A 21,464-nucleotide genomic window follows, 5' to 3' on the forward strand; every position below is an offset into this window, starting at 1 on the left:
AACTCCAATGAGCACCTACACCGACCCGCTCGTCGACGACGACGCCACCCCGATGAGCGCGTACGAGGAGCAGGTATGGGACACGCTCAACGAGCACTGGGAGCGCCGCAACAACCGTCGCGGTCTGCCCAGTTGGGCGAGCAACGCGCTCGGTCGCGCCGGTGAGGTCGCGGGAAATGCGGCGAGACGGGTGACGGACGCTGTGCCGGATGCGGTCACGGAACCGATCCGTCGCGCGGGTGACGCGGTCGCGGACACGGCCCTGCGCCCGGCGCTCGCGGGCGCGGCAGCGTTGCTCGAACTGGTCAACGACCTGGCCATGGACCTCAACGACCCCAAGAGCGTCGTGAAGCTCGCCCGCAAGCAGGGCCTCGAACTCGACAGCTTCGCCGAACTGCGGGAGCAGGACCTCAAGGTCTGCGACCGGCTGCTGACCCGCAACACCCTCAGGTGGCGGATCGCCGGCGGGTTCGAAGGTGGCGCCATGGGTCTGCTGGCCCTGGTCCCCGTCGCCGGTATACCCGTCGCGATGACAGCGGACATCCTCGTCGTCCAGGTCCTGAGCACGTCGATCGCCTCGCGCATCGCGTACTCCTACGGCTACGACGCCAAAGACCCCGCTGAGCAGCTCTTCATCCAACGCCTGGTACACCGGTCGTTCATGGCACAGGCGGCCAAGGCCAAGCCGCTGCGAGAGACCGCACAGGCAGCGCACGCGATCAAGGGACGCGTGAGGTGGTCGAGCAAGCTCCGACAGGACCACCGCCTCCTGGCCGGCATTGAGAAACTGATGCAGCAGCTCGGCCCGGCCGGCTCCAGAGTGCCGGTTCAGAACGTCGCCAAGGTCGTGCCGTTCGTGGGCGTCCTCATCGGTGCCGGCATGAATGCCGCTGTCCTCGGCAGGGTGGCCACCGAAGCCCAGCGGTACTGCCAGACCCGATTCCTGTGTGACAAGTACGGGATCATGCCACTGCCGGCCGCACTGGTGACCGACCAGGACGACGACACCCCGACCGACCCCACGTAGGTGACGGTCGCCGGAACCTGAGTATCAGCATCACTGTCAGACCCTCCCAGTACGCTGCAGGCAAGATCGGAACGGTGGGTGTCGAGGGGGATTTGTATGGGCGACGAATATCCGGAGTTCCGGCTGAGGTTGCCGAACGGCAGGATGGTGGCCCGGGGGCGGCTGCTGGCGGAAAAGGGCGCGAAGGGAAGCCGGAAGTTCGTCGTACTGGCGGGTTCCCCGGTCCGTGCCAACATCGTTCCGTCGTTCGCCGCGCGGAGACCACCGTCGTACTACACGCGGCAGCAGCTGATCGACACAGGGGTGATCCGCAGGTCCGACCGTTGGGCCGGTTGTCTGGAGACCGTGTCGGACATCGAGTGCACCTCGCCGTCGGCAGCCGCGGAAATCCTCATGGGATGCAGTGTCAACGGGTGGGGGGTGTGGAAGTCCGCCGACGGCCGCTCGCTCATCGAGTTTCTCGGACAGTCGTCGGCCGTCCCCAACCGGCCGTGGCTGGTGCGCGGCTCGAACGTCACCGGGCTCGACCTGGTCAAGCGCCTCTGGATCCCGGAGGGCCTCGTCACCCTTGCCGCGTCCCGTCTGCGCCAGGGCCTCCGGCAGGGCATCGGCAAGGACGAGTTGCGCACCCTGGTCCAGGAGGACTACGAGTCCACGGCGACATACAGCCAGCAGCAGCAACTCGTCGAGGACGTGCACGCCTTCCTGTCCCGGATGAAGCCGGGCGACACGGTGTGCACGATCTCCGGCGGTCACCTGTACGTCGGTGAGATCACCGGCGAGCCGGAGCAGACCCAGTCGGACGACCGGCGGTCCAATCTGCGGCGGCCCGTGGAGTGGCAGCCGACGGGGCACTCCTACGACGAACTTCCGGAAGAGCTCCAGCAGAAGCTGTCCGTCCAGCATGACGTCGTCGACCTCACCACGGTTCAGGCCCACATCGAAGGCCTTGGCCTGACCGACGAGGAACTGGTCGAGGAGGCGGAGGCCATAGAGCGGGACCCCAGCCTGGAGATCCCGGCACTCACCGCCCGGCGTGAGCTGGAGCTGCCCGAGCCGACGGACGAGCTGGCCGATGAACTTCTCGTGCACGAGACGGAGTGGCTGCGCGAGGTGCGCGACCTGCTGTGGGACGAGCGGCAGTTGGTGCTGTACGGGCCGCCGGGCACCGGCAAGACGTATCTGGCGCTGAAGCTGGCCGAGTTCCTCGGCGGCGGGCCCGAGCAGGTCAAGCTCGTGCAGTTCCATCCCTCGTACGCCTATGAGGACTTCTTCGAGGGGTTCCGGCCGCAGGAGGACTCGCAGACGAGGGAGGTCGCGTTCCGTCTCACCGCCGGGCCACTGCGCGGACTCGCCGACCTCGCCTCCCGCGAGGGCAACCGGCACATCCCGCACTTCCTGATCATCGACGAGATCAACCGCGCCAACCTGGCGAAGGTCTTCGGTGAGCTGTACTTCCTGCTGGAGTACCGCAACAAGTCGGTGCGGCTGACGTACTCCGGCGACGACTTCGCCCTGCCGCCGAACCTGTTCGTCATCGGCACGATGAACACCGCCGACCGCTCGATCGCCCTCGTGGATGCGGCGATGCGGCGCCGGTTCGCGTTCGTGGAGTTGTCACCGCGTACCGAACCGACAAGCGGGCTGCTGCGCCGCTGGCTGGAGAAGGAGGGCAGGGACACCGAGCCCGCCGACCTGCTCGACGTACTCAACTCCCGTATCGACGACGCGGACTTCCGTATAGGGCCGTCCTATCTGATGAAGAAGGGTGTCTACCGGGAGGGTGGTCTGGAGCGGACCTGGCGGACGAAGATCCTGCCGCTGCTCGAAGAACACCACTACGGGGAGGGCCTGGACATCGAGAAGCGGTACGGCCTGGCCGCGCTGCGGGAGTCGCTGGGGTGACCTCCATCGCGGAATCCGTGAACTCCGTGGCGCCCGTCGAGCTGGTGGAGCACGCGCCGGCCGTCCGCCGTGCCCTCCCCGACCCCGTCGGTCGGGCGCTGGCCGACGCCGAGATCGTGGAGGCGACCCGCGACCCGTACTCACCCGCGCACTGGTCGCTGCGGGCGGGCAGCAAGGTCGGGGCAGTGACGGTCACCGTCCCGGGTGGCGCGCCCCTCACCGTGCGCGTCACGCCCAAGGTGCCCATCGTCCGTCTCTTCTTCCTGCTGGGCTACAGCCTCGATCGCAAGGGCAGTTGGCGGGACGGGGAGGTCGAGGTCGCCGAGCACCGCGATCTGGTGCCCGCGCTCGCCCACGCTGTGGAGCGGCAGGTCGACCGGTCGCTGCGGCGAGGACTGCTGCAGGGGTACCAGGCGACGGAAGCGACCGCTCTCGTCATCCGCGGACGGCTCCGCGAGGCCGAGCAGATACGGCGTCGCTTCGGGGCGAGACTGCCGGTGGAGGTGGCGTACGACGAGTTCACCACCGACATCGCGGAGAACCGCATCCTACGTACAGCCGTAGAGCGTCTCCTGCGGCTGCCCGGCGTCCCGCACGAGGTACGCCGCAGACTGCTGCACCAGCGCGGCCGGTTGGCCGACGTGACCGCGATCGTGCGTGGGCAGCCGATCCCCGATTGGCAGCCTACCCGCCTCAACACCCGGTACCACCCTGCACTGCACCTCGCCCGCGCGGTCCTGGACGGCTTCTCCGCCGAGCACGCGCCCGGGGGGCTGCGCGTCGACGGGTTCCTGTTCGACATGAACAAGCTCTTCGAGGACTTCGTGACCGTCGCGCTGCGGGACGCCTGTCGCGGCACCGGACACACGGCCCGGCTCCAGGACCCGCACCACCTCGACGAGGCAGCCGCGATCCGCATGAAACCCGACTTCGTGCTGTACGGGCCGGACGGCATCCCGTGTGCCGTCGTGGACGCCAAGTACAAGGCGGAGAAACGCGCCGGTTATCCCGGCGACGACCTCTACCAGATGCTGGCGTACTGCACCGCGCTGGGACTGCGTGAGGGACACCTCGTGTATGCGAAGGGCAACGCCGCGCACGCGGCCCACACCGTGCGGCACGCCGGCATCGTCATCCATCAACACGCGCTCGACCTGGACCAGGAGCCTGCCGGTGTACTCACGGACATCGAGCGGATCGCACTCCGACTGGTGAACACACCGCGCGTATGATCGACTGCGGAGTGTCCGTCCAGGGTGGGGAGTTCACCTCGTGCCGCAGCTCGCGTTCGCCAACAGTTTCTGGGAGAGCTACGACCTTCTGGAAAAGCCCGTCAGGGCCGGCGTACGCAAGGCGATGCAGAAGTTCCAGCAGCTCACTGTGGCCGAACTGCACGCGGACAAGGGACTGCACCTGGAATCCGTGGAGAACGCCCGCGATCGGCGCATGCGGACGATCCGCGTCAACGACTTCTGGCGGGGCGTGGTCCTCGCCCCCGACGACGGCAGCGATGTCTTCCTGCTGGTCAACGTCGTCCGGCATGACGACGCATACACATGGGCGGCCAAGCGCCTGTACACGACGAACTCCGCGACGCGGGCCCTGGAAGTCCGCAACGTGGCCGCCATCGAGCAGCTCACCCCGGCGCTGGAGAAGGCGGCGGCCGCCGCGCCCTCACTGCTGTTCGCGAAGTACTCCGACACCGTGCTGCGTGAGCTGGGCATCGACGACCAGGTCATGAGGGCTGTACGAACCATCGTCGACAAAGCGCAGCTGGAGGCGTTCGGCACGCTGCTGCCCGAGGACCAGTTCGAGGCGCTGCAGTATCTCGCGGAGGGGTTCAGCGCCGAAGACGTGTACCGGGACGTGGTGGCCGTGCGGCGACCGGTCGACGCCGGTCCCGACCCGGACGAGAGCCTCGCCGTCGCCATCGCCAACACCACCAGCCGCATCACCCTGGTCACCGGCCCGCAGGAACTCTCCGACATCCTGGAGAAGCCGTTCGCGGCCTGGCGGGTGTTCCTGCACCCGTCGCAGCGCCGAGTCGCGTACCGGGTGTCGTACGGCGGGCCGGTCCAGGTGACCGGTGGTCCGGGCACGGGCAAGACGGTCGCGGCACTGCACCGGGTCAAACACCTCCTCGCCCGTTCTCCCGACGCCCGCGTCCTGCTCACCACCTTCACCAACGCGCTGGCCTCCTCCCTGCGCGAGAACCTGTCGCTGCTCCTCGACGGCGACGTCTCGCTGCTCGACCGGGTGGACGTGACCACGGTCAACGCCTACGCGCACGGTGTGGTGACCCGCCACGACGGAAGGGCTCCTTCTCCCGTCAACGACCGGGAGGAACGGCAGCTGTGGGAACGCGTCGTCAAGAAACTCGGCCTTCCGTGGACCGAACAGTTCCTGGCCCAGGAATACCGGCACGTCGTCCTTGCTCAGGACCTGCGAACCCTGGACGCCTACCGGGCCGCCTCCCGGCGCGGTCGCGGCAGCGCGCTGCCGTCCGCGCGTCGGGCCCTGCTCTGGCCCGCCGTCCAACTGTTCGAGTCGATGCTGCGCGAGCAGCGCGCCACGACATATCTGGGGGTGTGCTCGCGTGCGGCAGACCTGTTGAGCGGCTCGGCTCCCACCCATGACCACGTCGTGGTCGACGAGGCGCAGGACCTGCACCCCGCCCAGTGGCGAGTGCTGCGTGGCGCGGTGGCACCCGGCCCTGACGATCTGTTCCTCACGGGCGACCCCCATCAACGCATCTACGACTCGAAGGTGTCGCTCGGTTCGCTGGGCATCCGGGTGACCGGGCGCGCCCATCGCCTCCGCATCAACTACCGCAGCACGGAAGAGATCCTCGCCTGGTCGACCGGCATTCTCAGCCCGGTGACCATCGACGACCTGGGCGGCGACGGCAGCGACAGCCTCGCCGGCTACCGCTCACTGCTGCACGGCCACCGACCGCACACCGACGGGCACGGCTCCGAGCAGGCGGAGGTCGCGGCCCTCGTCGACCGTGTCCAGGCATGGATCTCGCAGGGCGTCCGACCGTCCGAGATCGGCGTGTGCGCCCGTTTCAACGTCCTCCTCGACAAGGTCCACGACAAGCTCGCCGCGTCCCGGGTGCCGGTGGTCCGGGTCCGGGACGACCCCGGACCGGGCGTGGAGGGTGTACGGCTTGCCACGATGCACGCCATGAAGGGATTGGAGTTCCGCTGTGTCGCCGTCCTGGGGGTGACCGCAAGTGCCGTTCCGTTCGCCCGCGAGGTGACACCCGCTTCCGTGGACGCGTTGCAGCACGATTCGGATCTGCTGCGGGAGCGGTGCCTGCTCTTCGTGGCGTGTACGCGAGCGCGGGAAGCACTGGCTGTCTCCTGGAGCGGGGTCGGCAGTCCGTTCCTCAACCCCGCGGGGTGAGAGCGCCGTTGCCCAACCCGTCCCGTGCCAGCGCCGCCGCCTCCCGGCTCAGCTCGGTCACCCGCCGCGACCGCTCCTCGAACTCCTGGAGGGCTCGGAAGGCGGCTCCGAACCTGCGTTGTTGGGCGATGTCCATCTGTGGGACACGGGCGCCCTTGCCATCGAGTCGGAAGGTGCCACTCGCGCTCGTCGAGCGCCGGGTGTTCACCGCGCTGCGCAGAAAACCCTGCAGGTAGTCGGTGTCAAGGTGCTCACTGACGGAGACCGGCTCGGGACGTTCCGGGCCGCCGTACTCGACGAGTCCGGCGCGTGCGAGGTCGGCGACGCTGACGGAGGGGCCGTCCAGGACGCCGGGCTCCTCCCCCGCTGCCAGCGTCGGCAGCAGCTCGGCCAGCAACCGTAGCTGTTCCGTCAACTCCCGTCGCAGGTTCTCGTATTCGGTCACGTAGTTACGATGCGACTCCTCGACATGACGGCCGGGGGTGAGGTCCACCGTGTCGTCCAGCAGGTCGATCAGCGGCACGTCCGCAGCCTGGCCGGGCCCTGGTTCCAGAAGGCCGTCGGGATCGTTCGCGGTCAGGTCGACCATGCGGACCGTCCCACCGGTGTCCCCCAAGGCTCGCGGGCGACGCAGGTGCCACAGGTGAACCGGCAGTGCGTGCGAGGAAGCGCTGCCGGGCGCAAGGGCGGTGATCCGGGTGAGAATGCCGCGCCGTACGAGCTCGGCGCGGATGCGGCGGCCGGCCTTGCGGTAGGCCACCGAGGCCGGCATGACCATCAGAACGCGACCACCGGGCGCGGTGTGCGCGTAGGCGTGCTGCAGCCAGGCGAGTTCACCTTCAGCTCGTGAGGGGGTGCCGAGCTCCCAGCGCGAGTCGAGCAGCAGTTCCTCACGGCCCCAGTCCGTGTCACCGACCGGCGGGTCACAGATGACGAGATCGGCCTTGAGATCCGTCCAGCGGTCGTCACGGAGGGAGTCACCGGTGACGATGTCGACCCCGCCGCGTCCGGTCAGGTCGACGCGCAATTGGGCGAAGGAGGCGCTGCGGGCGTCGGACTCCTGGCCGTACCGCCTCGGTCCGCGCTCCGGTCCGACGGCCAACAGCAGTGTACCGATACCGCAGGCCGGGTCGAAAAGGGTGGCGTCCGCCGTCACCTCACCGGCGCAGTGCCGCACGGCACGGACCACGCGCGGTGACGTGACCTGATCCGATCCGGCCCTGCGCACCGAGTCGGTGAAGCGTTCGGCAAGAGCGTCGACCACCTCGGCGGCCGATCCCTGCACTGCCAGTTCCCGCGCCAACCGGACGGCCTCATCCGGCAGCCCGGTCGGCCCCTCCGCGTCGGCGTGGGCGAGGAGCTGGGCGACGTCGGCGAGCGCCCCGACCATCTCGTCTCCGTACGCCCCACGCAGCGCCTGCCACAGCTGGACCTCCGCCGACACGTGCTGCCCCTTGCGCTGGCTGTCCAGCCAGGCCTGCACCTCGGCCAGGTCGAACAGCGGGCTGTTGACTCCACCACCCGCAGGCGCGGGGAAGTCGTCGTACCGCCGCCTCCAATTCGATACGGCGGCACGGGTGACGCCTGCGAGCCTGGCGATCTCAGCGCCCGTGACCAGTGCGTTGACGGGAGCCGCAGGGGTGTCTGACATACCTGCCACCGTACACAGTGCAGTCAGATGCCATCAATGAAAGGTATCGTTGACGGCGTCAACGAGACACGGCCGCTCAATCGCACACGCACTGTGAATGGGCCCTCACCGGAGTTTTACGAGAACGCGTTCGGGGAGCAGGAGAGGCACCCGCGCCGGCGACCGTCCCCCTGGCGGTCACCGGCGCGAGCGGCGTTCATGGTGCGGATGTGTTCACCGTGCGGGAAGCGTCACTGTGCGGGCGTCACGCCGGGGGCGGGTTGTCCTTGCAGTCGGGTACGCCGGCCAGCCACGCCGGGCCCTTGATGTAGATGTTGGTGACCCAGGCCTTGTAGTCGGGCAGGTAGGACCAGACGTCGTTCTCGTAGCCCTCGGAGGAGACCCACTCCGCGTGCTTCTGGCAGTGGACGCGGATGGTGGTGGAGTACGGGAAGGCGTAGACGCGGCGGGCCGCGAGGCGGGGCTCGGCCTTGGTCCAGACGCCGGTGCCCCAGGTCTGGTGGATGTTGCCGGTGACCTGGCCGGTGTTGACGCGGACCGCGCCGAAGTAGCTGCCGCCCAGGCGGACGTCGCTCACCATCAGCTTGGTGCCGGACTGCTTGGCCTCGACCATCTTGCCCGCGCCGAGGTAGATGGCGATGTGGTGCAGGTTGTCCGAGGTGCCGTAGGCCAGGAGGTCGCCCGGCAGGAGCGGGGCGAGGCCCTGGGCGGCGGTGAAGCGGGCGGCGGCGCGGTGTGTGTAGTACTGCTGGCTGGCCACCCCGTCGAGGATGTCCGAGCCGACGGCCTGCGCGTAGGCGTGGCGGACCAGGCCGGAGCAGTCGAAGCCCCGCCGCTCGGGGTCGTGTTCACTGGCCGGGTCGGTGGGGTCGACCTGTCCGTACGTGGCGCCGGGCTGGGCGCCGTGGCCACCGCCCCAGGTGTACCAGGTGCCCGCCGCGACCTCGGCGCACGCGGCGGCGATGGCCCGTTCGGCGGCGGCCGACGCGCCGGGCGCGAGGGCGCGGCAGTCGGCGGCCGGTGCGGCCGGTGCGGCCGGTGCCGCCTGCGCGGTGGCCGCCACAGACAGCGGCGCCCAGAAGAGGACAGCGAGGAATGTGATCAGTGTGCGGATGAGTGCGGTCCGGCTCACCATGCCGGGACCCCCGTTTCCTGTCTTGAGTGGATCGAGCGGTCGATGGATGGAGCGTTGGTGCGGTCGTGTCGCAGCCTGCTGGTGGCGCGGCCCGTGCGTCGAGGTCCAGGCGTCGCCCCACTCGAACGGGCAACCGGGAAACACCCTGGGAAACCCCGTCCGAGCAGGGAAGTCACGTGCTCGCGCACGCCGGTTCCGCCGACACCGGAACCCCGGGGAGCAGGGTGTCGCGTTCGTCGGGGCCTATCCCGGCGCTCAGCCGGCAGATCTCCGCCAGCCTGGCGCCGGGGTCGAGGTCCCACAGCCGTACCGTGCCGTCGGTGCTGCTGCTGGCGACGGTCCGGCCGTCGGGGGCGAAGTCCACGCCCCACACGGCGTTGGTGTGGCCGGTCAGGGTCGCCCACGGGCGCCGGGTGGTGAGGTCCCAGAGCCGGACCGTACGGTCGTTGCCGCTGCTGGCGAGCATGCGGCCGTCCGGGGAGAAGGCGATGCCCCGGGTGGAGCCGGTGTGGCCGGTCAGCGCGGTCTCGAAGCGCCGCGCGCGGACGTCCCAGAGGCGGACGGTGCCGTCGTTGCCGCTGCTGGCGAGGGTGCGGCCGTCGGGTGAGAAGGCGACGCCCCGCACCGCGCCCGTGTGGCCGGTCAGTTCGGCCAGGGCGCGGTGCGAACGGACGTCCCAGAGCCGTACGGTCAGGTCGTCGCCGGCGCTCGCCAGGGTGCGGCCGTCGGGGCTGAACGCGACGGCGTTGGCGTAGTCCTCGTGGCCCTCGAAGGTGGCGACGCCGTGCCGTGAGGCGAGGTCCCAGAGGCGGACCGTACGGTCGGCGCCGGCCGAGGCGAGGGTCCTGCCGTCGGGGGCGAAGGCCACCGAGAAGACCTCGCCGGTGTGGCCGGTGAGCGTGGCCAGGTGCTTGCGCGCGGCCACGTCCCAGAGGCGGATCGTGCCGTCCGAACCCGCCGAGGCGAGCGTGTCGCCGTCCGGCGCGAAGGCGACCGAGAAGACCGTCTCGGTGTGGCCGGTGAGCCGCTTGAGGAGCCGGTGGTCGCGGGCGTCCCAGAGGCGGACGGTGTGGTCGGTGTCGGCGGTGGCCAGCAGCGACCCGTCGGGGCTGTACACCGCCTGCCAGACCTCCGTGAACGGACGTGCCGTCAGCACCGGGCCGCCCAGCTCCCACAGGACGACGGACTGGTCGAAGCCGGCCGTGGCCAGCAGGGCGCCGTCGGAGGTGACGGCGACCCCCATGACGTAGTCGGTGTGTCCGGCGAGTATGGCGGTCTGCCGGCCGCCGCGCACGTCCCAGAGCCGGGTCGTGCCGTCACCGACCGCCCCTATCACCGTGGCGCCGTCGGGGGTGTAGGCGACGGCGTTGATGTCGTCGCTGCTGCCGGTGAACGTCGCGGTCACCCGCCGCTCGCGCACGTCCCACACGCGTACGGTCCGGTCGACGCCGCCGGAGACGACCTGCCGCCCGTCCGGGGAGAACGCGACGCCCAGGACTTCGTCGGTGTGGCCCTTGAGCACGGTGAGCCGCCGGGCGCGGTCGGTGTTCCAGAGCCGTACGGTCCGGTCGGCGCCGGCGGAGACGAGGGTGCGGCCGTCGGGTGCGTACGCCAGCGCGTGGAGCGTGCCCTTGTGGCCCGTGAGGGAGGCGGTGCGCCGGGGTGTGCGCCCGGTGTCCCAGAGCTGGACCGGGCCGTCGGGGGTGGCCACGGCGAGCGCTCCGCCGCGCGGGTCGAAGGCCACGGCGCGGGCGCCCTGGGTGTCGGCGGACAGGAGGGCCGTCCGGCGGCGGGCGGTGATGTCCCAGAGGGTGACGGGCCCGTCCGTCGAAGTGGCCGCGAGCGTACGGCCGTCGGGGCTGAAGGCGACCGAGCGGACGCGGCCGGGGACGCTGAAGGTGGCGAGTGTCCGGTGGTCGCCGCCCGTGGCGCGCAGGGTGACGGTGCCGTCGGAGCTGGCCGTCGCGAGGGTTTGGTCGTCCGGTGCGAAGGCCACCGCGTTGACCGGCCCCCGGTAGCCGTCGAGCCGGGCGGAGAAGGGCTGGGACTGGGTGGAGAGCAGGGCGCCGCGCGCCTCGGCGGTGGTGTCGGCCCGGTAGGCCTCCCCGGCGAGCAGCATCGACGCCTCCGGCTGGCCCCCGGCGAGGGACGCGGAGCGCACGGCGAGGGCCTGGGAGCGGGCGGCCCGTTCCTGTGCGCGGGCGCCCTCCCGCTGCTGGTAGGCGAGGCCGCCGGCGGTGACGGCGAGGCCGAGCAGGACGGCGAGCGTGGCGAGCATGGACTGCCGCAGCCTGACCTGGCGTCCGGCCTGTCTGCGGCGGCCGTCCTCCTCGGCCTGACTCGCTCTCAGGAAGGCCTCCTCGCCGGGCCCGAGGCGGCTCCAGCCGTCCGACTCGTCGGCCCAGGTACGTACGGTGTCCAGGCGGGTGCCCCGGTAGAGGGCGGACGGGTCGCGGTCCTCGCGCCCCCATTCGGCCGCCGCGTGGGCGAGTTGCTGGTGGAGGAGGAGGCCGGCGCGGTCGGCGTGGATCCAGTCGCGCAGCCGCGGCCAGGCGTGCAGCAGGGCCTCGTGGGTGATCTGGACCGTGTCGCTGTCCAGGGTGATGAGCCGGGCCCGGACGAAGGCGTCGAGGGCGGCGGCCGTGCCGTCCGCGTCGCCGAGCTGTTCCATCAGGGCGGCCCGGCTCATCCGGCGGCGGGTCGCGCCGGCGCCGTCCGCGACGAGCACCAGCCGGGACAGGATGCGGCGGATCGTCTTCTGCTCGGCCGGGTACAGCCGGGCGAACACGGTCTCGGCGGTGCGGGCGATGGCGCCCTGTATGCCGCCGGCCCGTTCGTACCCGTCGACCGTCAGGAGCGCGGCGTCCGTGCGGCGCTGCCAGGTCGCGAGCAGCGCGTGGGAGACCAGGGGGAGCGCGCCGGACGGTGTCTCGTGGGCGCCGACCCCGGTGGGCCGGGCGGTGTCCGGGACGGGTGTCGCCGGTTCGTCGCGCAGTCCGGCGTCGCGCAGGAGGAGGGGGAGGAGGCCGGGTTCGAGGGTGACACCGGCGAGTTCGGCGGGGCGGGTGATCGCCTCCCGCAGCTCCGTCACGGACATCGGAGCGAGGACGAACAGGCCGTCGGTGAGGACGGGGGTCAGCTCGGGCAGGCCCAGACAGCTGCCGGTGAAGTCGGCGCGCACGCCGAGGACCACGACGGCCGGGGGGCGTGTGTCCGGTTCCGGTCCGGCGGTCGCCAGGGCGCGCAACACCCGGACGAAGGCGCGCCGTTCCTCGTCGTCGGAGCAGAGGGTGAACAGTTCCTCGAACTGGTCCACGATCAGGACGGGCCGGGGAGGCGGGGGTTCACGGTCCCCGGCGGCGGTCGGCAGGTCGTCCGACCTCGCGTGCACGGGCGTCGCGGGCTGGGCCGCCGGAACGGCCGTCGCGGCCGTCGCGGGCTGGGCCGCCGCCGGTACGGCCGTCGCGTCCACGGCTCTCACGTCCTCGGCCCTCGCGTCCACAACCCTCGCGTCCACGGCCGTCGCGTCCACGGTTCTCGCGTGTACGGCGTCGAGCAGCGCGGCCGGGTTCTCGCGGACCTCCTCCGCGGTGAGACCGAGGTCGCCGCCGAGGGCTTTGGCGGTGCGCTCCAGCAGCTCGTCCAGGGGGCGTGAGGTGGGGGTGAGCAGCACCACCGGCCAGCGGTCGGCGCCCGGCATCGGGAGGTCGCCGCGCCGCAGGGCGGGGACGAGGCCGGCGTTGAGCAGGGACGACTTGCCGGCGCCCGAGGGGGCGACCAGCATCAGCGGTCCGCTGCCGAGCCGTTCGAAGATCCGCTCCACCAGGGCGGCCGTCGCGCGCTCCCGGCCGAAGAACCATGCCGCGTCCTGCGGGGTGAACGCCGACAGCCCCCGGTAGGGGCATGTCCCGCCCGACGGGCGCGGCACGGTGTCGGCCTCGGGTGCGCCGCGGCCACCGTCTCCCTCGCCGTCGCGGGGTGGGGCCTGCTGCACCAGCCGCAGCAACTCGCCCTCCGCGCACAGGACTTGGTCGCAGAGCCGGGCGACGTCGACGGTGGCGCGTTTCGTACCGGTCTCGATCTTGCTGAGATAGCCCTTGCTGTAGTGCGTCCGGTGGGCCAGGTCGGTGAGCGACAGTCCTCGCTCCCGCCGCAGCCGTCTCAGCTGGGCGGGGAAGGACTGCTGTGCGGGGAGGGATCGCGTGGTCGGCGCGGTCCGCTCCCGGTCGGCCCGGTGGTCCGGATCGTCTCCGAGCTGCGGGTCCCCCAAGGTGTCCCCCAAGGCAGTGCTGGCCGTGGTACGGCGGGTGCCCAGGTTACTGTCGGGGCGGTCGGGGCAGCCATGGCTTTCACCCGGAGTGGCGAAAACACGAACGTCCGGAACCGTGGCGCGGTTCCGGACGTTCGTACGAGGCTCGCGGGCTGGAACGGGCGGCCCGGGGTGGTCAGTTCCGGGCCGTCCGTGCCGGTGGGGGGATCAGGTCAGGAAGGCGCCGCAGGCGCTCCGGGCCACCCAGCGGTGCGAGGTGATGCTGTCGTTCGCTCCCACACCGCTGGTGAGGCGGTTGTCGGTCAGGTTGTCGGCGTACAGCTCGCCCGGGGCGAGACAGGCGTGGCCGCCGCCGAAGTTGTCGTGCTCGTAGAACGCGACGTGGTCGAGGCCGCCGGTGAAGCCGCGGTTCATGACGGACGTGGCCTTGTCGTTGGAGCCGGCGCCCCAGTTGGCGCTGTTGCCCGCGGCGACGATCAGCTGCGTGCCGGAGCAGTCCAGGTCCTGCCAGGCGTACATGTTGCCGTTGCGCGGGCCCCACTTGCTGTCGCAGCCGGGACCGGCGACGGCGGCCTGCGAGGTGGCGGCGGGTACGAGAACGCCCAGGGCGGTGAGCCCGAGCAGCGCTGCGGTGGCGGTGAACTTGCGCATGGTGTTTCCCCTCGTTTCCTTGGTGATGCTCTGGTCGGTGGTGTGGTGGTGCGGTTGGTCGGTGGTGCGGTTGGTCGGTGGTGCGTCGGGTGGTGCGTGGGGTGGTGCGCCGGTGGCGGTGTGCCGGGCGGTGGCCCGGCGGTCGCTCCGTCACCGGTGGTCGGTGTGCGCCCGGAGGCGCCGTGCGGTCGGTGTGCGCCCGGAGGCGCCATGCGGCCGGTATGCGCCCGGAGGCGCCCTGCGGCCGATGTGCGCCCTCACGCGCCCCGTGGTCGGTGTGTGCGCCGGAGGCGCGTGGTGGTCAGTCGCGCTCCGGGACGATGCGCACCGCCCGGTCATAGGCCTGCCGACCGAGGTTCCGGTAGGTGTCGACGTCCTCGCCGAAGCGGTCGCGCAGGCGGTCCTGGTAGTACGTCTCCCGGGCCGAGGCCACGGCCTTGAGGGAGGTCTCGCGGGCACAGGTCGCGTCCGCGACGGCGGTCCGGCGCTCGACGGCGAACGCCTCGTCGGCGCGGGCGGTGCCCAGCCGGCTGGTGTCGACCCGGACGGCGTCCCGGGCCGCCTGGGGGTCGTCGTAGGGCTGTCCCGCCTTCTTCATACAGCGGGCCCACGCCTTCAGCCGGTCGGTCAGCTGAGGGTCCTTCATCAGGTCCTCGCCATAGAGGGCGTTGAGCCCCGTGGCGATCTTGCTGGTCCGGAACCATTCGGCCGGGTCGCCGTAGAGCTCGCGTTCGGCCTCCTCCATGCAGCCGCCGCTGCGCTTGCGGATCTCCCCGCCGCTCGGCAGCGGTGCCGTGAGGACGCGGGCGTCGCCGCCACCGTCGAGCGCGGTGTCGAACGCGGCGCGCCGGGACGTGGAGAGGCGCTGGCGGTAGGCGCCGAGAGGATTGTCCTCGCGGGCCCGCTGGCTCTTCGCGTCGATCCGCCCGCCGTATCCGTGGGTGCGGGCCCACGCCACGTCGTCCTGGACGAAGCGCACCGGGCGGCTCTCCTGGAGGGTCAGGGTGCGGTCCTCCCAGTAGATGAAGCCCTGGCGGCGCATGCACTCGGCGGTCAGGTGCTGCTGGGCGTCGCCGGTGCGCAGTTCCTGCTGCCAGGTCAGCGCCTCGGGACGCGGTTTCCGGTCCGCCCGCTCCCGGCCCCCGTCGCCCGCTTCCCCGCCGGCGCATCCGGTGGTGACGGCCGCGGTGGCCGCCATGACCACGCACAGAGCCTTGAGCGCCCGCCTCATGGTCTCCACCTCCTCTGGCCTGTCCGTCCCGTCTCCGGGTTTCGCCGTCGCTGACGAATCCAGAGTTGCCCGGTTGCTCACCGTGGTCGACGGGTTTCCTGTTGCCCTCCTGCACGGCGACCGGGAAACGGGCGATGAGCTGGGGAAACGCGACGGCGGAGGCAACGCCGGAGCGGCAAGGGAAGGCAAGGGAAGGCAAGGGAGACGGACGCGGAGACAGCACAGCGGAGTCACAGCGACCCCAAAGCGGAATCTCGTCTCGCAGAAATCCTGGCTCAATCCATTGACGCGAACATGCCCCCCTCTTATCTTCTGACCGAAGTTCCGCACAAGAGCCGACATTTCGAACAACATCCGACGCCTCAGGGCAGTTCACGCGTAGACGGGACGAGCGTTGAACAGAACCCTCAGGGCGGTCCTCGCCCTCCTCACCTCGGTGGCCGCCCTGCTGGGCCTGACCACCGCCCTCGCCGCTCCGGCCGGAGCCGCCCACCCGGCGGCCGGACAGGCGACGCGGTACACCATGACCGCGTTCACCAACAGCAGCGAGTCGAACATGTACGTCTACGACTCGCCCGACGCGACCGGCTTCACCCTCCGGAAGGGCCCGGCGTACACGCCGCCCTCCGGCCTGATCCGCGACCCCAGCATCTTCAAGCACACGGACGGCTACTACTACCTGACCTACACCACCCGCACCTGGTCGGCGCTCTCCACCACGATCGGCTTCGCCCGCTCCACCGACCGCCTCAACTGGACCTTCCTGTACGACTACACGGTCCCGATCAGCGGTCTGCAGCGCGCCTGGGCACCCGAGTGGTTCGTCGACACCAACGGCAGCGTCAACATCATCCTGTCCGCGTCCATCGCGGCCGACGGCGAGTACATCTTCAAGCCGTACAAGCTGACGGCCACGAACTCCGCGCTCACCGCGTGGTCCGCCCCGACCGTGCTCTCCGGCATCAGCCCGAACTACATCGACACCTTCATCGTCAAGATCGGCTCCACGTACCACGCGTTCACCAAGAACGAGACGACGAAGTACATCGAGTACGGCACCGCCTCCAGCCTCACCGGCCCGTACACCATCACGAAGACGGGCAACTGGGCCGGCTTCGGCTCCGGCATGGAGGGCCCGGCGCTCGTCCAGCTCGACAACGGCGGCTGGCGGATCTACTACGACGCCTACGGCGCCGGGAAGTACTGGTACAGCGACAGCTACGACAACTTCGCCACCTGGTCGACCCCGACCGAACTCCCCGGCCTCACCGGTTTCGTACGCCATCTGACGGTGCTCAAGGAGACGGTCTCCGGCGGGGTCACCCTCCCCACCAACACCACCCGCTCCCTCCAGTCCGTCAACTACACGGGCCGCTACGCCGTGGTCCGCTCCGACAGCCTCGGCTACACCGACCCGGTGACCTCGTCCAGCACCACCGCCGTCAAGCAGAGCGCGACCTTCACGATCGTGCCCGGCCTCGCGGACGCCAACTGCTACTCCTTCCGCGACACTTCGGGCCGCTACCTGCGGCACTGGGACTACCGGATCCGCTTCGCCACGGACGACGGCACAACCGTCTTCGACAAGGACGCCACGTACTGCGCCCGCCCGGGCACGACCTCCGGCTCGGTCCGCCTGGAGTCGTACAACTACCCCGGCCGCTACATCCGCCACTACAACTACGAGCTACGGCTCGACATCCACCAGGCCACAGACACCTTCCGAGCCGACAGCTCCTTCACAGCGGTAACCCCCTGGGCCTGAGCCCGAAGCAGTTCCCCGCGCCCCGAAAGGGGCGCGGGGAACTGCGCGAGAACCCCCACAGACCGCACGCCGAAATTCACACCCAGGGGGTCAAAGGGGCACAGCCCCTTGAGGATGGGACGGGTAGGGGCGGCGGGGGCGAGAAAAATTCCCACCCCCACCATCCCCTAACGCACCGGCACAACCCCCGGCGCCGACACATACCCGGCCGGCCGCGCAGTGAACGTCCCCCGCCCCCGCGTCCGCCCACGCAACCGCGTCGCATACCCGAACAGCTCAGCCAACGGCACAGTCGCGGTGACAACGACCGAACCACCCCGGGTCACGGAGTCCGTGACCCGCCCCCGCCGAGCCGCCAGATCCCCGAGCACCCCACCCACGGCATCCGAGGGCACGGTGACGGTGACATCGGCGACGGGCTCCAGCAGCCCCATCACACCGACCCGCATGGCCTCCCGCAGCCCCAGCCGCCCGGCCGTACGGAACGCCATCTCCGAGGAGTCCTTGGAGTGGGTCGCCCCGTCGGTCAGGGTGACGCTCAGCCCGGTCACCGGATGACCGCCGAGCGGCCCCTCGGCGAGCGCGTCCCGGCACCCGGCCTCGACCGCGCGGACGTACTCCTGCGGCACCCGCCCGCCGACGACGGTCGAGCGGAACACGAAGCCCGTGGCGGCCCCGTCGCCCTCCGCCTCCAGCGGTGCCAGGTCCAGCACGACATGGGCGAACTGGCCTGCCCCGCCGTCCTGTTTGACGTGCCGGAAGACCAGCCCGGACACCCCGCGCACGACCGTCTCGCGGAACGCGACACGGGGGCGGCCGACGGCGACGTCGAGCCCCTGGCTCTGCCGGATCTTCTCCACCGCCACCTCCAGATGCAGTTCGCCCATGCCGGACAACAGGGTCTGACCGGTCTCGGGATCGGTCCGCACGACCAGCGACGGGTCTTCCTCGGCCAGCCGCGCGAGCGCCGTCGCGAGCCGGTCGGTGTCGGTGCTCCGGCGCGCCTCGACGGCCACCGACACCACCGGGTCGGCGACGGACGGCGGTTCGAGCAGCAGCGGCGCCGCCGGCGCGCACAGCGTCGTGCCCGCGCGGGCCGACTTCAGCCCGACCACCGCGACGATGTCCCCGGCCACGGCCCGGTCCAGTTCGGCGTGCCGGTCGGCCCGGACCCGCAGGATCCGCCCGATCCGCTCGGTGCGCCGCGTACCGGCGTCCAGCACGGCGTCCCCCTTCCGGATCGTCCCCGAGTACAACCTCACGTACGTCAGCCGTCCCGTGGCCGTGGCGCTCACCTTGAACGCCAGGGCCGCGAGGGGCACTTGGTCGTCGGCGGCCCGCTCCTGCTCCGTACCGTCGTGCGTACCGCGTACGGGCGGTACGTCCAGCGGCGAGGGCAGATAGGCCAGGACCGCGTCGAGCAGCGGTTCGATGCCACGGTTGCGGTAGGCCGAGCCGCACAGCACGACCACGCCCTCGCCCGTGCGGGTCAGGTCGCGCAGCGCGGCGGCCAGGGTCGCCCCGGAGAGCGTGGACTCGGCGCAGAACTCCTCCAGCGCCCCCGGGTGCAGTTCCGCCACCGCCTCCTCCAGCCGGCGTCGGCGCCGCTGCGCCTCGTCGCGCAGGGCGTCCGGCACCGGGCCCTCGGCGGCGGTGCCGTCGCCGTCCGCCCAGACCAGGGTCCGCATCCGCAGCAGGTCGACGACGCCCACGAACCCGTCTTCCGCGCCGATCGGCAACTGCACCACCAGCGGCGCCGGATGGAGCCGCTGCCGGATGGACTCGACGGCGGTGTCGAGGTCGGCGCCCGCGCGGTCCAGCTTGTTGACGAACGCGATCCGCGGTACGCCGTGCCGGTCGGCCTGCCGCCACACCGACTCGCTCTGCGGCTCGACGCCCGCGACCGCGTCGAACACCGCGATCGCTCCGTCGAGCACCCGCAGCGAACGCTCCACCTCGTCGGCGAAGTCGACATGGCCCGGGGTGTCGATCAGATTGATCCGATGCCCGTCCCAGGCACAGCTGACCGCCGCCGCGAAGATCGTGATGCCGCGGTCGCGCTCCTGCGGGTCGAAGTCGGTGACGGTCGTGCCGTCGTGCACCTCACCCCGCTTGTGCGTCGTACCGGTGGCGTACAGGAACCGCTCGGTGACGGTGGTCTTGCCCGCGTCGACGTGCGCGAGGATGCCGAGGTTCCGGACGACGGTCAGAGGGTTGGCGATGTTGGTGACGTTGCTGCGCATGGCCCATGGCCTTTCAGCTGAGCTGTTTCAGGGCAGCGCGATTCCCGTGCGAGACGTCAGGAACGTGAGCGTCGTCAGGCGTACGTCACGGGCATCCGGTACCGGCCGCGCAGCGGGCACCGGCCGGACGAGGACACGAGGATCACCTCGTACAGGGAACGGGGAACGACGACAGCGGTGCGCTCACGCATGGCCGGGCTCCCCTCTCTCGTCGTTCGGTGGGGCGAGTCTAGGGAGAAGATCGGGGCCGAGGCATCGTATTTTTCATCCCGGCGACAACGAAGAACCCCATCGACCGGAAACCGGTGATGGGGTCGTTGTCGATCTGTGTGGTGTCCGAGGGGGGACTTGAACCCCCACGCCCGATAAAGGGCACTAGCACCTCAAGCTAGCGCGTCTGCCATTCCGCCACCCGGACCAGGTGTCTGCCGCCTGGCCGGGAGTGTTCCCGGCGGCGACATGGACAACAATACCAAGCTTTCGGGGTGCCCTTCACCTGCATATCCGGGCCCCGGACGGGGTCGCGCGGGGCCCGGCGCGCGGGTTTCGCGTCCCCTCACCGGGGGTGAGGGGACGGTCACGATCCGGCCATGTCAGGCCGCGGACGGCATGAGGTGGTACTCGGGGAAGTTGCCCGGCAGCCGCTCCCCCGGCGGGCCGTGGGTGACGGCCTTCACCAGCAGTTCGCCGCCGACGAAGGCCCCCCGCCAGGACGCGCCGAAGCCGCCGAAGAGCTCGTCGCGGTCGCCGCGCGAGCGGGGTGTGCCGTGGCCGACCTTGAACGCCCGGATCTGGGGTGCCAGCCGCTCGTAGGTGGCCCGGTCGTCGGTGGACAGGGTGGCGACGAGCGCGCCGTTCGAGGCGTTCATCGCGGCGAGCAGTTCGGCCTCGGTGTCGACGAGGACGATCGTGTCGACCGGGCCGAAGGGTTCCGCGTGGTGCAGCGGGGAGGACGGGGGCGGGTTGAGGAGGGTGACGGGCTGGACGTACGCGCCGGTGTCCTGGCCGGGCAGGAAGCGCGCGGCGGAGAGCCCGCCCCGGTGGAGGGGGACGGCGCCCCGGTCGACGGCCTCGGCGACCTGGTCGGTCAGTTCCTTGGCCTTGGCCGCGTTGATGAGGGGACCGAAGTCCAGCTTCGGGTACGGGTCGTCGGGGTGCTCCACGGCCAGCGGGTGGCCGACGCGGAGGGTGCGGACGGCCGGGAGGTAGGCGGCGAGGAACTCGTCGAACAGTTCGCGCTGGACGACGAAGCGCGGGTAGGCCGTGCAGCGCTGCTTGCCGTAGTCGAAGAGTTTGGGGATGACGGCGGTGAGGGTGTCCCAGTCGGTGTGGTTCCAGATGCCCCAGGTGTTCAGGCCCTCCTGTTCCAGGACATGGCGTTTGCCCAGGTCGGCGACTGCGGTGGCGACCGCGGCGCCGGTGTCGCGGCCGCCGACGAAGGAGACGCAGCCGATCTCGGGGGCCCTGACCAGCGCCTCGGACAGGTCGCGTCCGCCGCCGCTGACGAGGGTGACGGGGATGCCCTCGCGGGCGGCGAGCGCACTGGCGAGGGTGAGGCAGGCGACGCCGCCGTCGGTCGGGGTCTTGGCGATGACCGCGTTGCCCGCCAGCGCCTGGACCAGCATCGCGTGGACGAGCACGCTCATCGGGTAGTTCCAGCTGGCGATGTTGGAGACCGGGCCGTCGAGGGGGACGCGCCCTTCGACCATGGGTTCGATGCCGTCCACGTACCAGCGGACGCCGTCGATGGCCCGGTCCACGTCGGCCTGCGCCAGCCGCCAGGGTTTGCCGATCTCCCAGACGAGGAGCAGGGCGAGCAGTTCGCGGTGCCGGGTGAGGGCGTCGAGGGTGGCGGCGACCCGGGCACGGCGTTCGTCGAGGGGGACGTGGCGCCAGGCGCGGTGCTGGTCGAGGGCGGCCCGTACCGCCCGGTGCGCGGTGGTGCCGTCCAGGCGGGGCGGGCCGGCGACGGGACTGCCGTCGACGGGGCTGGTGGCGGGCAGCACCCGGCCGTCGGCCTGCCAGGCGCCGTTCCAGAGGTTGAGGACACGGTCGTCCCGGAAGGCCTCGGGGGCGACGGCGAGACAGTGCTGCCAGGCGTCGGTCCAGGCGGTGCCGGATTTGAGGGTCAAGGGGGCGGTGAGGGTGGGTGGTGCCATGGTTTCTCCGCTCTCGGTG

The 21,464-nt window shown here is 71.0% G+C and carries 12 protein-coding genes and 1 tRNA gene; 5 read left to right on the forward strand and 8 right to left on the reverse strand.

From position 1 onward, the window contains the following. Nucleotides 1-7: 7 nt before the first annotated feature. The 4 genes from ACZ7MG_RS23505 (at nt 8) to ACZ7MG_RS23520 (ending at nt 6,340) form a co-directional block, all read left to right on the forward strand. On the forward strand, nt 8-1,027 hold the full coding sequence (locus ACZ7MG_RS23505) for an EcsC family protein (RefSeq protein WP_471383121.1): 1,020 nt from the start codon (nt 8-10) through the stop codon (nt 1,025-1,027). Between the two features lie 96 nt (nt 1,028-1,123). Then, the gene (locus ACZ7MG_RS23510) at nt 1,124-2,932 is read left to right on the forward strand and encodes a DUF4357 domain-containing protein (RefSeq protein WP_471383123.1); all 1,809 of its coding nucleotides are present in this window, start codon (nt 1,124-1,126) and stop codon (nt 2,930-2,932) included. Continuing rightward, complete coding sequence (locus tag ACZ7MG_RS23515) at nt 2,929-4,164, forward strand: McrC family protein (RefSeq protein WP_471383124.1); 1,236 nt, start codon at nt 2,929-2,931, stop codon at nt 4,162-4,164. Before ACZ7MG_RS23510 ends, ACZ7MG_RS23515 begins: the two co-directional genes overlap by 4 nt. A gap of 40 nt (nt 4,165-4,204) precedes the next feature. Beyond that, complete coding sequence (locus tag ACZ7MG_RS23520) at nt 4,205-6,340, forward strand: UvrD-helicase domain-containing protein (protein ID WP_471383125.1); 2,136 nt, start codon at nt 4,205-4,207, stop codon at nt 6,338-6,340. On the opposite strand, the gene ACZ7MG_RS23525 is transcribed toward ACZ7MG_RS23520, so the two are convergent. The 5 genes from ACZ7MG_RS23525 to ACZ7MG_RS23545 form a co-directional block, all read right to left on the reverse strand. Then, on the reverse strand, nt 6,324-7,991 hold the full coding sequence (locus tag ACZ7MG_RS23525; RefSeq protein ID WP_471383127.1) for an N-6 DNA methylase: 1,668 nt from the start codon (nt 7,989-7,991) through the stop codon (nt 6,324-6,326). The genes ACZ7MG_RS23520 and ACZ7MG_RS23525 overlap by 17 nt on opposite strands. Before the next feature lie 244 nt (nt 7,992-8,235). Continuing rightward, entirely contained in the window at nt 8,236-9,126 is an 891-nt protein-coding gene (locus ACZ7MG_RS23530) for an NlpC/P60 family protein (protein ID WP_471383129.1), read from the reverse strand. A gap of 172 nt (nt 9,127-9,298) precedes the next feature. Then, entirely contained in the window at nt 9,299-13,396 is a 4,098-nt protein-coding gene (locus ACZ7MG_RS23535; protein ID WP_471383989.1) for an nSTAND1 domain-containing NTPase, read from the reverse strand. Between the two features lie 207 nt (nt 13,397-13,603). Next, nucleotides 13,604-14,047 carry a peptidase inhibitor family I36 protein gene (locus tag ACZ7MG_RS23540; protein WP_471383131.1) on the reverse strand — a complete coding sequence of 148 codons (444 nt, stop codon included), beginning with the start codon at nt 14,045-14,047 and terminating at the stop codon, nt 13,604-13,606. A gap of 301 nt (nt 14,048-14,348) precedes the next feature. Further along, nucleotides 14,349-15,278 (reverse strand): hypothetical protein, encoded by a 930-nt coding sequence (locus tag ACZ7MG_RS23545; protein WP_471383132.1) that lies wholly within the window; start codon nt 15,276-15,278, stop codon nt 14,349-14,351. A gap of 394 nt (nt 15,279-15,672) precedes the next feature. Between ACZ7MG_RS23545 and ACZ7MG_RS23550 the strand changes: the two genes are divergently transcribed. Further along, nucleotides 15,673-17,043, forward strand: coding sequence for a glycoside hydrolase family 43 protein (locus ACZ7MG_RS23550; RefSeq protein WP_471383134.1), 1,371 nt, complete (start codon nt 15,673-15,675; stop codon nt 17,041-17,043). Nucleotides 17,044-17,210: 167 nt separating this feature from the next. Here the strand turns inward: ACZ7MG_RS23550 and fusA are convergent, their stop codons facing one another. From fusA to ACZ7MG_RS23565, 3 genes are all read right to left on the reverse strand, one after another. Continuing rightward, nucleotides 17,211-19,286 (reverse strand): elongation factor G, encoded by a 2,076-nt coding sequence (gene fusA / locus ACZ7MG_RS23555; protein WP_471383136.1) that lies wholly within the window; start codon nt 19,284-19,286, stop codon nt 17,211-17,213. 330 nt (nt 19,287-19,616) lie between these two features. Further along, nucleotides 19,617-19,704: transfer RNA gene (locus ACZ7MG_RS23560), tRNA-Leu, on the reverse strand. 175 nt (nt 19,705-19,879) lie between these two features. Further along, nucleotides 19,880-21,445 carry an aldehyde dehydrogenase family protein gene (locus ACZ7MG_RS23565; RefSeq protein ID WP_471383138.1) on the reverse strand — a complete coding sequence of 522 codons (1,566 nt, stop codon included), beginning with the start codon at nt 21,443-21,445 and terminating at the stop codon, nt 19,880-19,882. Between the last annotated feature and the right edge of the window lie 19 nt (nt 21,446-21,464).

The organism is Streptomyces sp. NPDC107538 (assembly GCF_055657445.1).

What these genes read in the sequence shown, in the direction of transcription:
- ACZ7MG_RS23525 (WP_471383127.1), bottom strand. Translation starts at nt 7,991, where the DNA reads ATGTCAGACACCCCTGCGGCTCCCGTCAACGCACTGGTCACGGGCGCT.
- fusA (WP_471383136.1), bottom strand. Translation starts at nt 19,286, where the DNA reads ATGCGCAGCAACGTCACCAACATCGCCAACCCTCTGACCGTCGTCCGG.
- ACZ7MG_RS23540 (WP_471383131.1), bottom strand. Translation starts at nt 14,047, where the DNA reads ATGCGCAAGTTCACCGCCACCGCAGCGCTGCTCGGGCTCACCGCCCTG.
- ACZ7MG_RS23565 (WP_471383138.1), bottom strand. Translation starts at nt 21,445, where the DNA reads ATGGCACCACCCACCCTCACCGCCCCCTTGACCCTCAAATCCGGCACC.
- ACZ7MG_RS23505 (WP_471383121.1), top strand. Translation starts at nt 8, where the DNA reads ATGAGCACCTACACCGACCCGCTCGTCGACGACGACGCCACCCCGATG.
- ACZ7MG_RS23545 (WP_471383132.1), bottom strand. Translation starts at nt 15,278, where the DNA reads ATGAGGCGGGCGCTCAAGGCTCTGTGCGTGGTCATGGCGGCCACCGCG.
- ACZ7MG_RS23530 (WP_471383129.1), bottom strand. Translation starts at nt 9,126, where the DNA reads ATGGTGAGCCGGACCGCACTCATCCGCACACTGATCACATTCCTCGCT.
- ACZ7MG_RS23510 (WP_471383123.1), top strand. Translation starts at nt 1,124, where the DNA reads ATGGGCGACGAATATCCGGAGTTCCGGCTGAGGTTGCCGAACGGCAGG.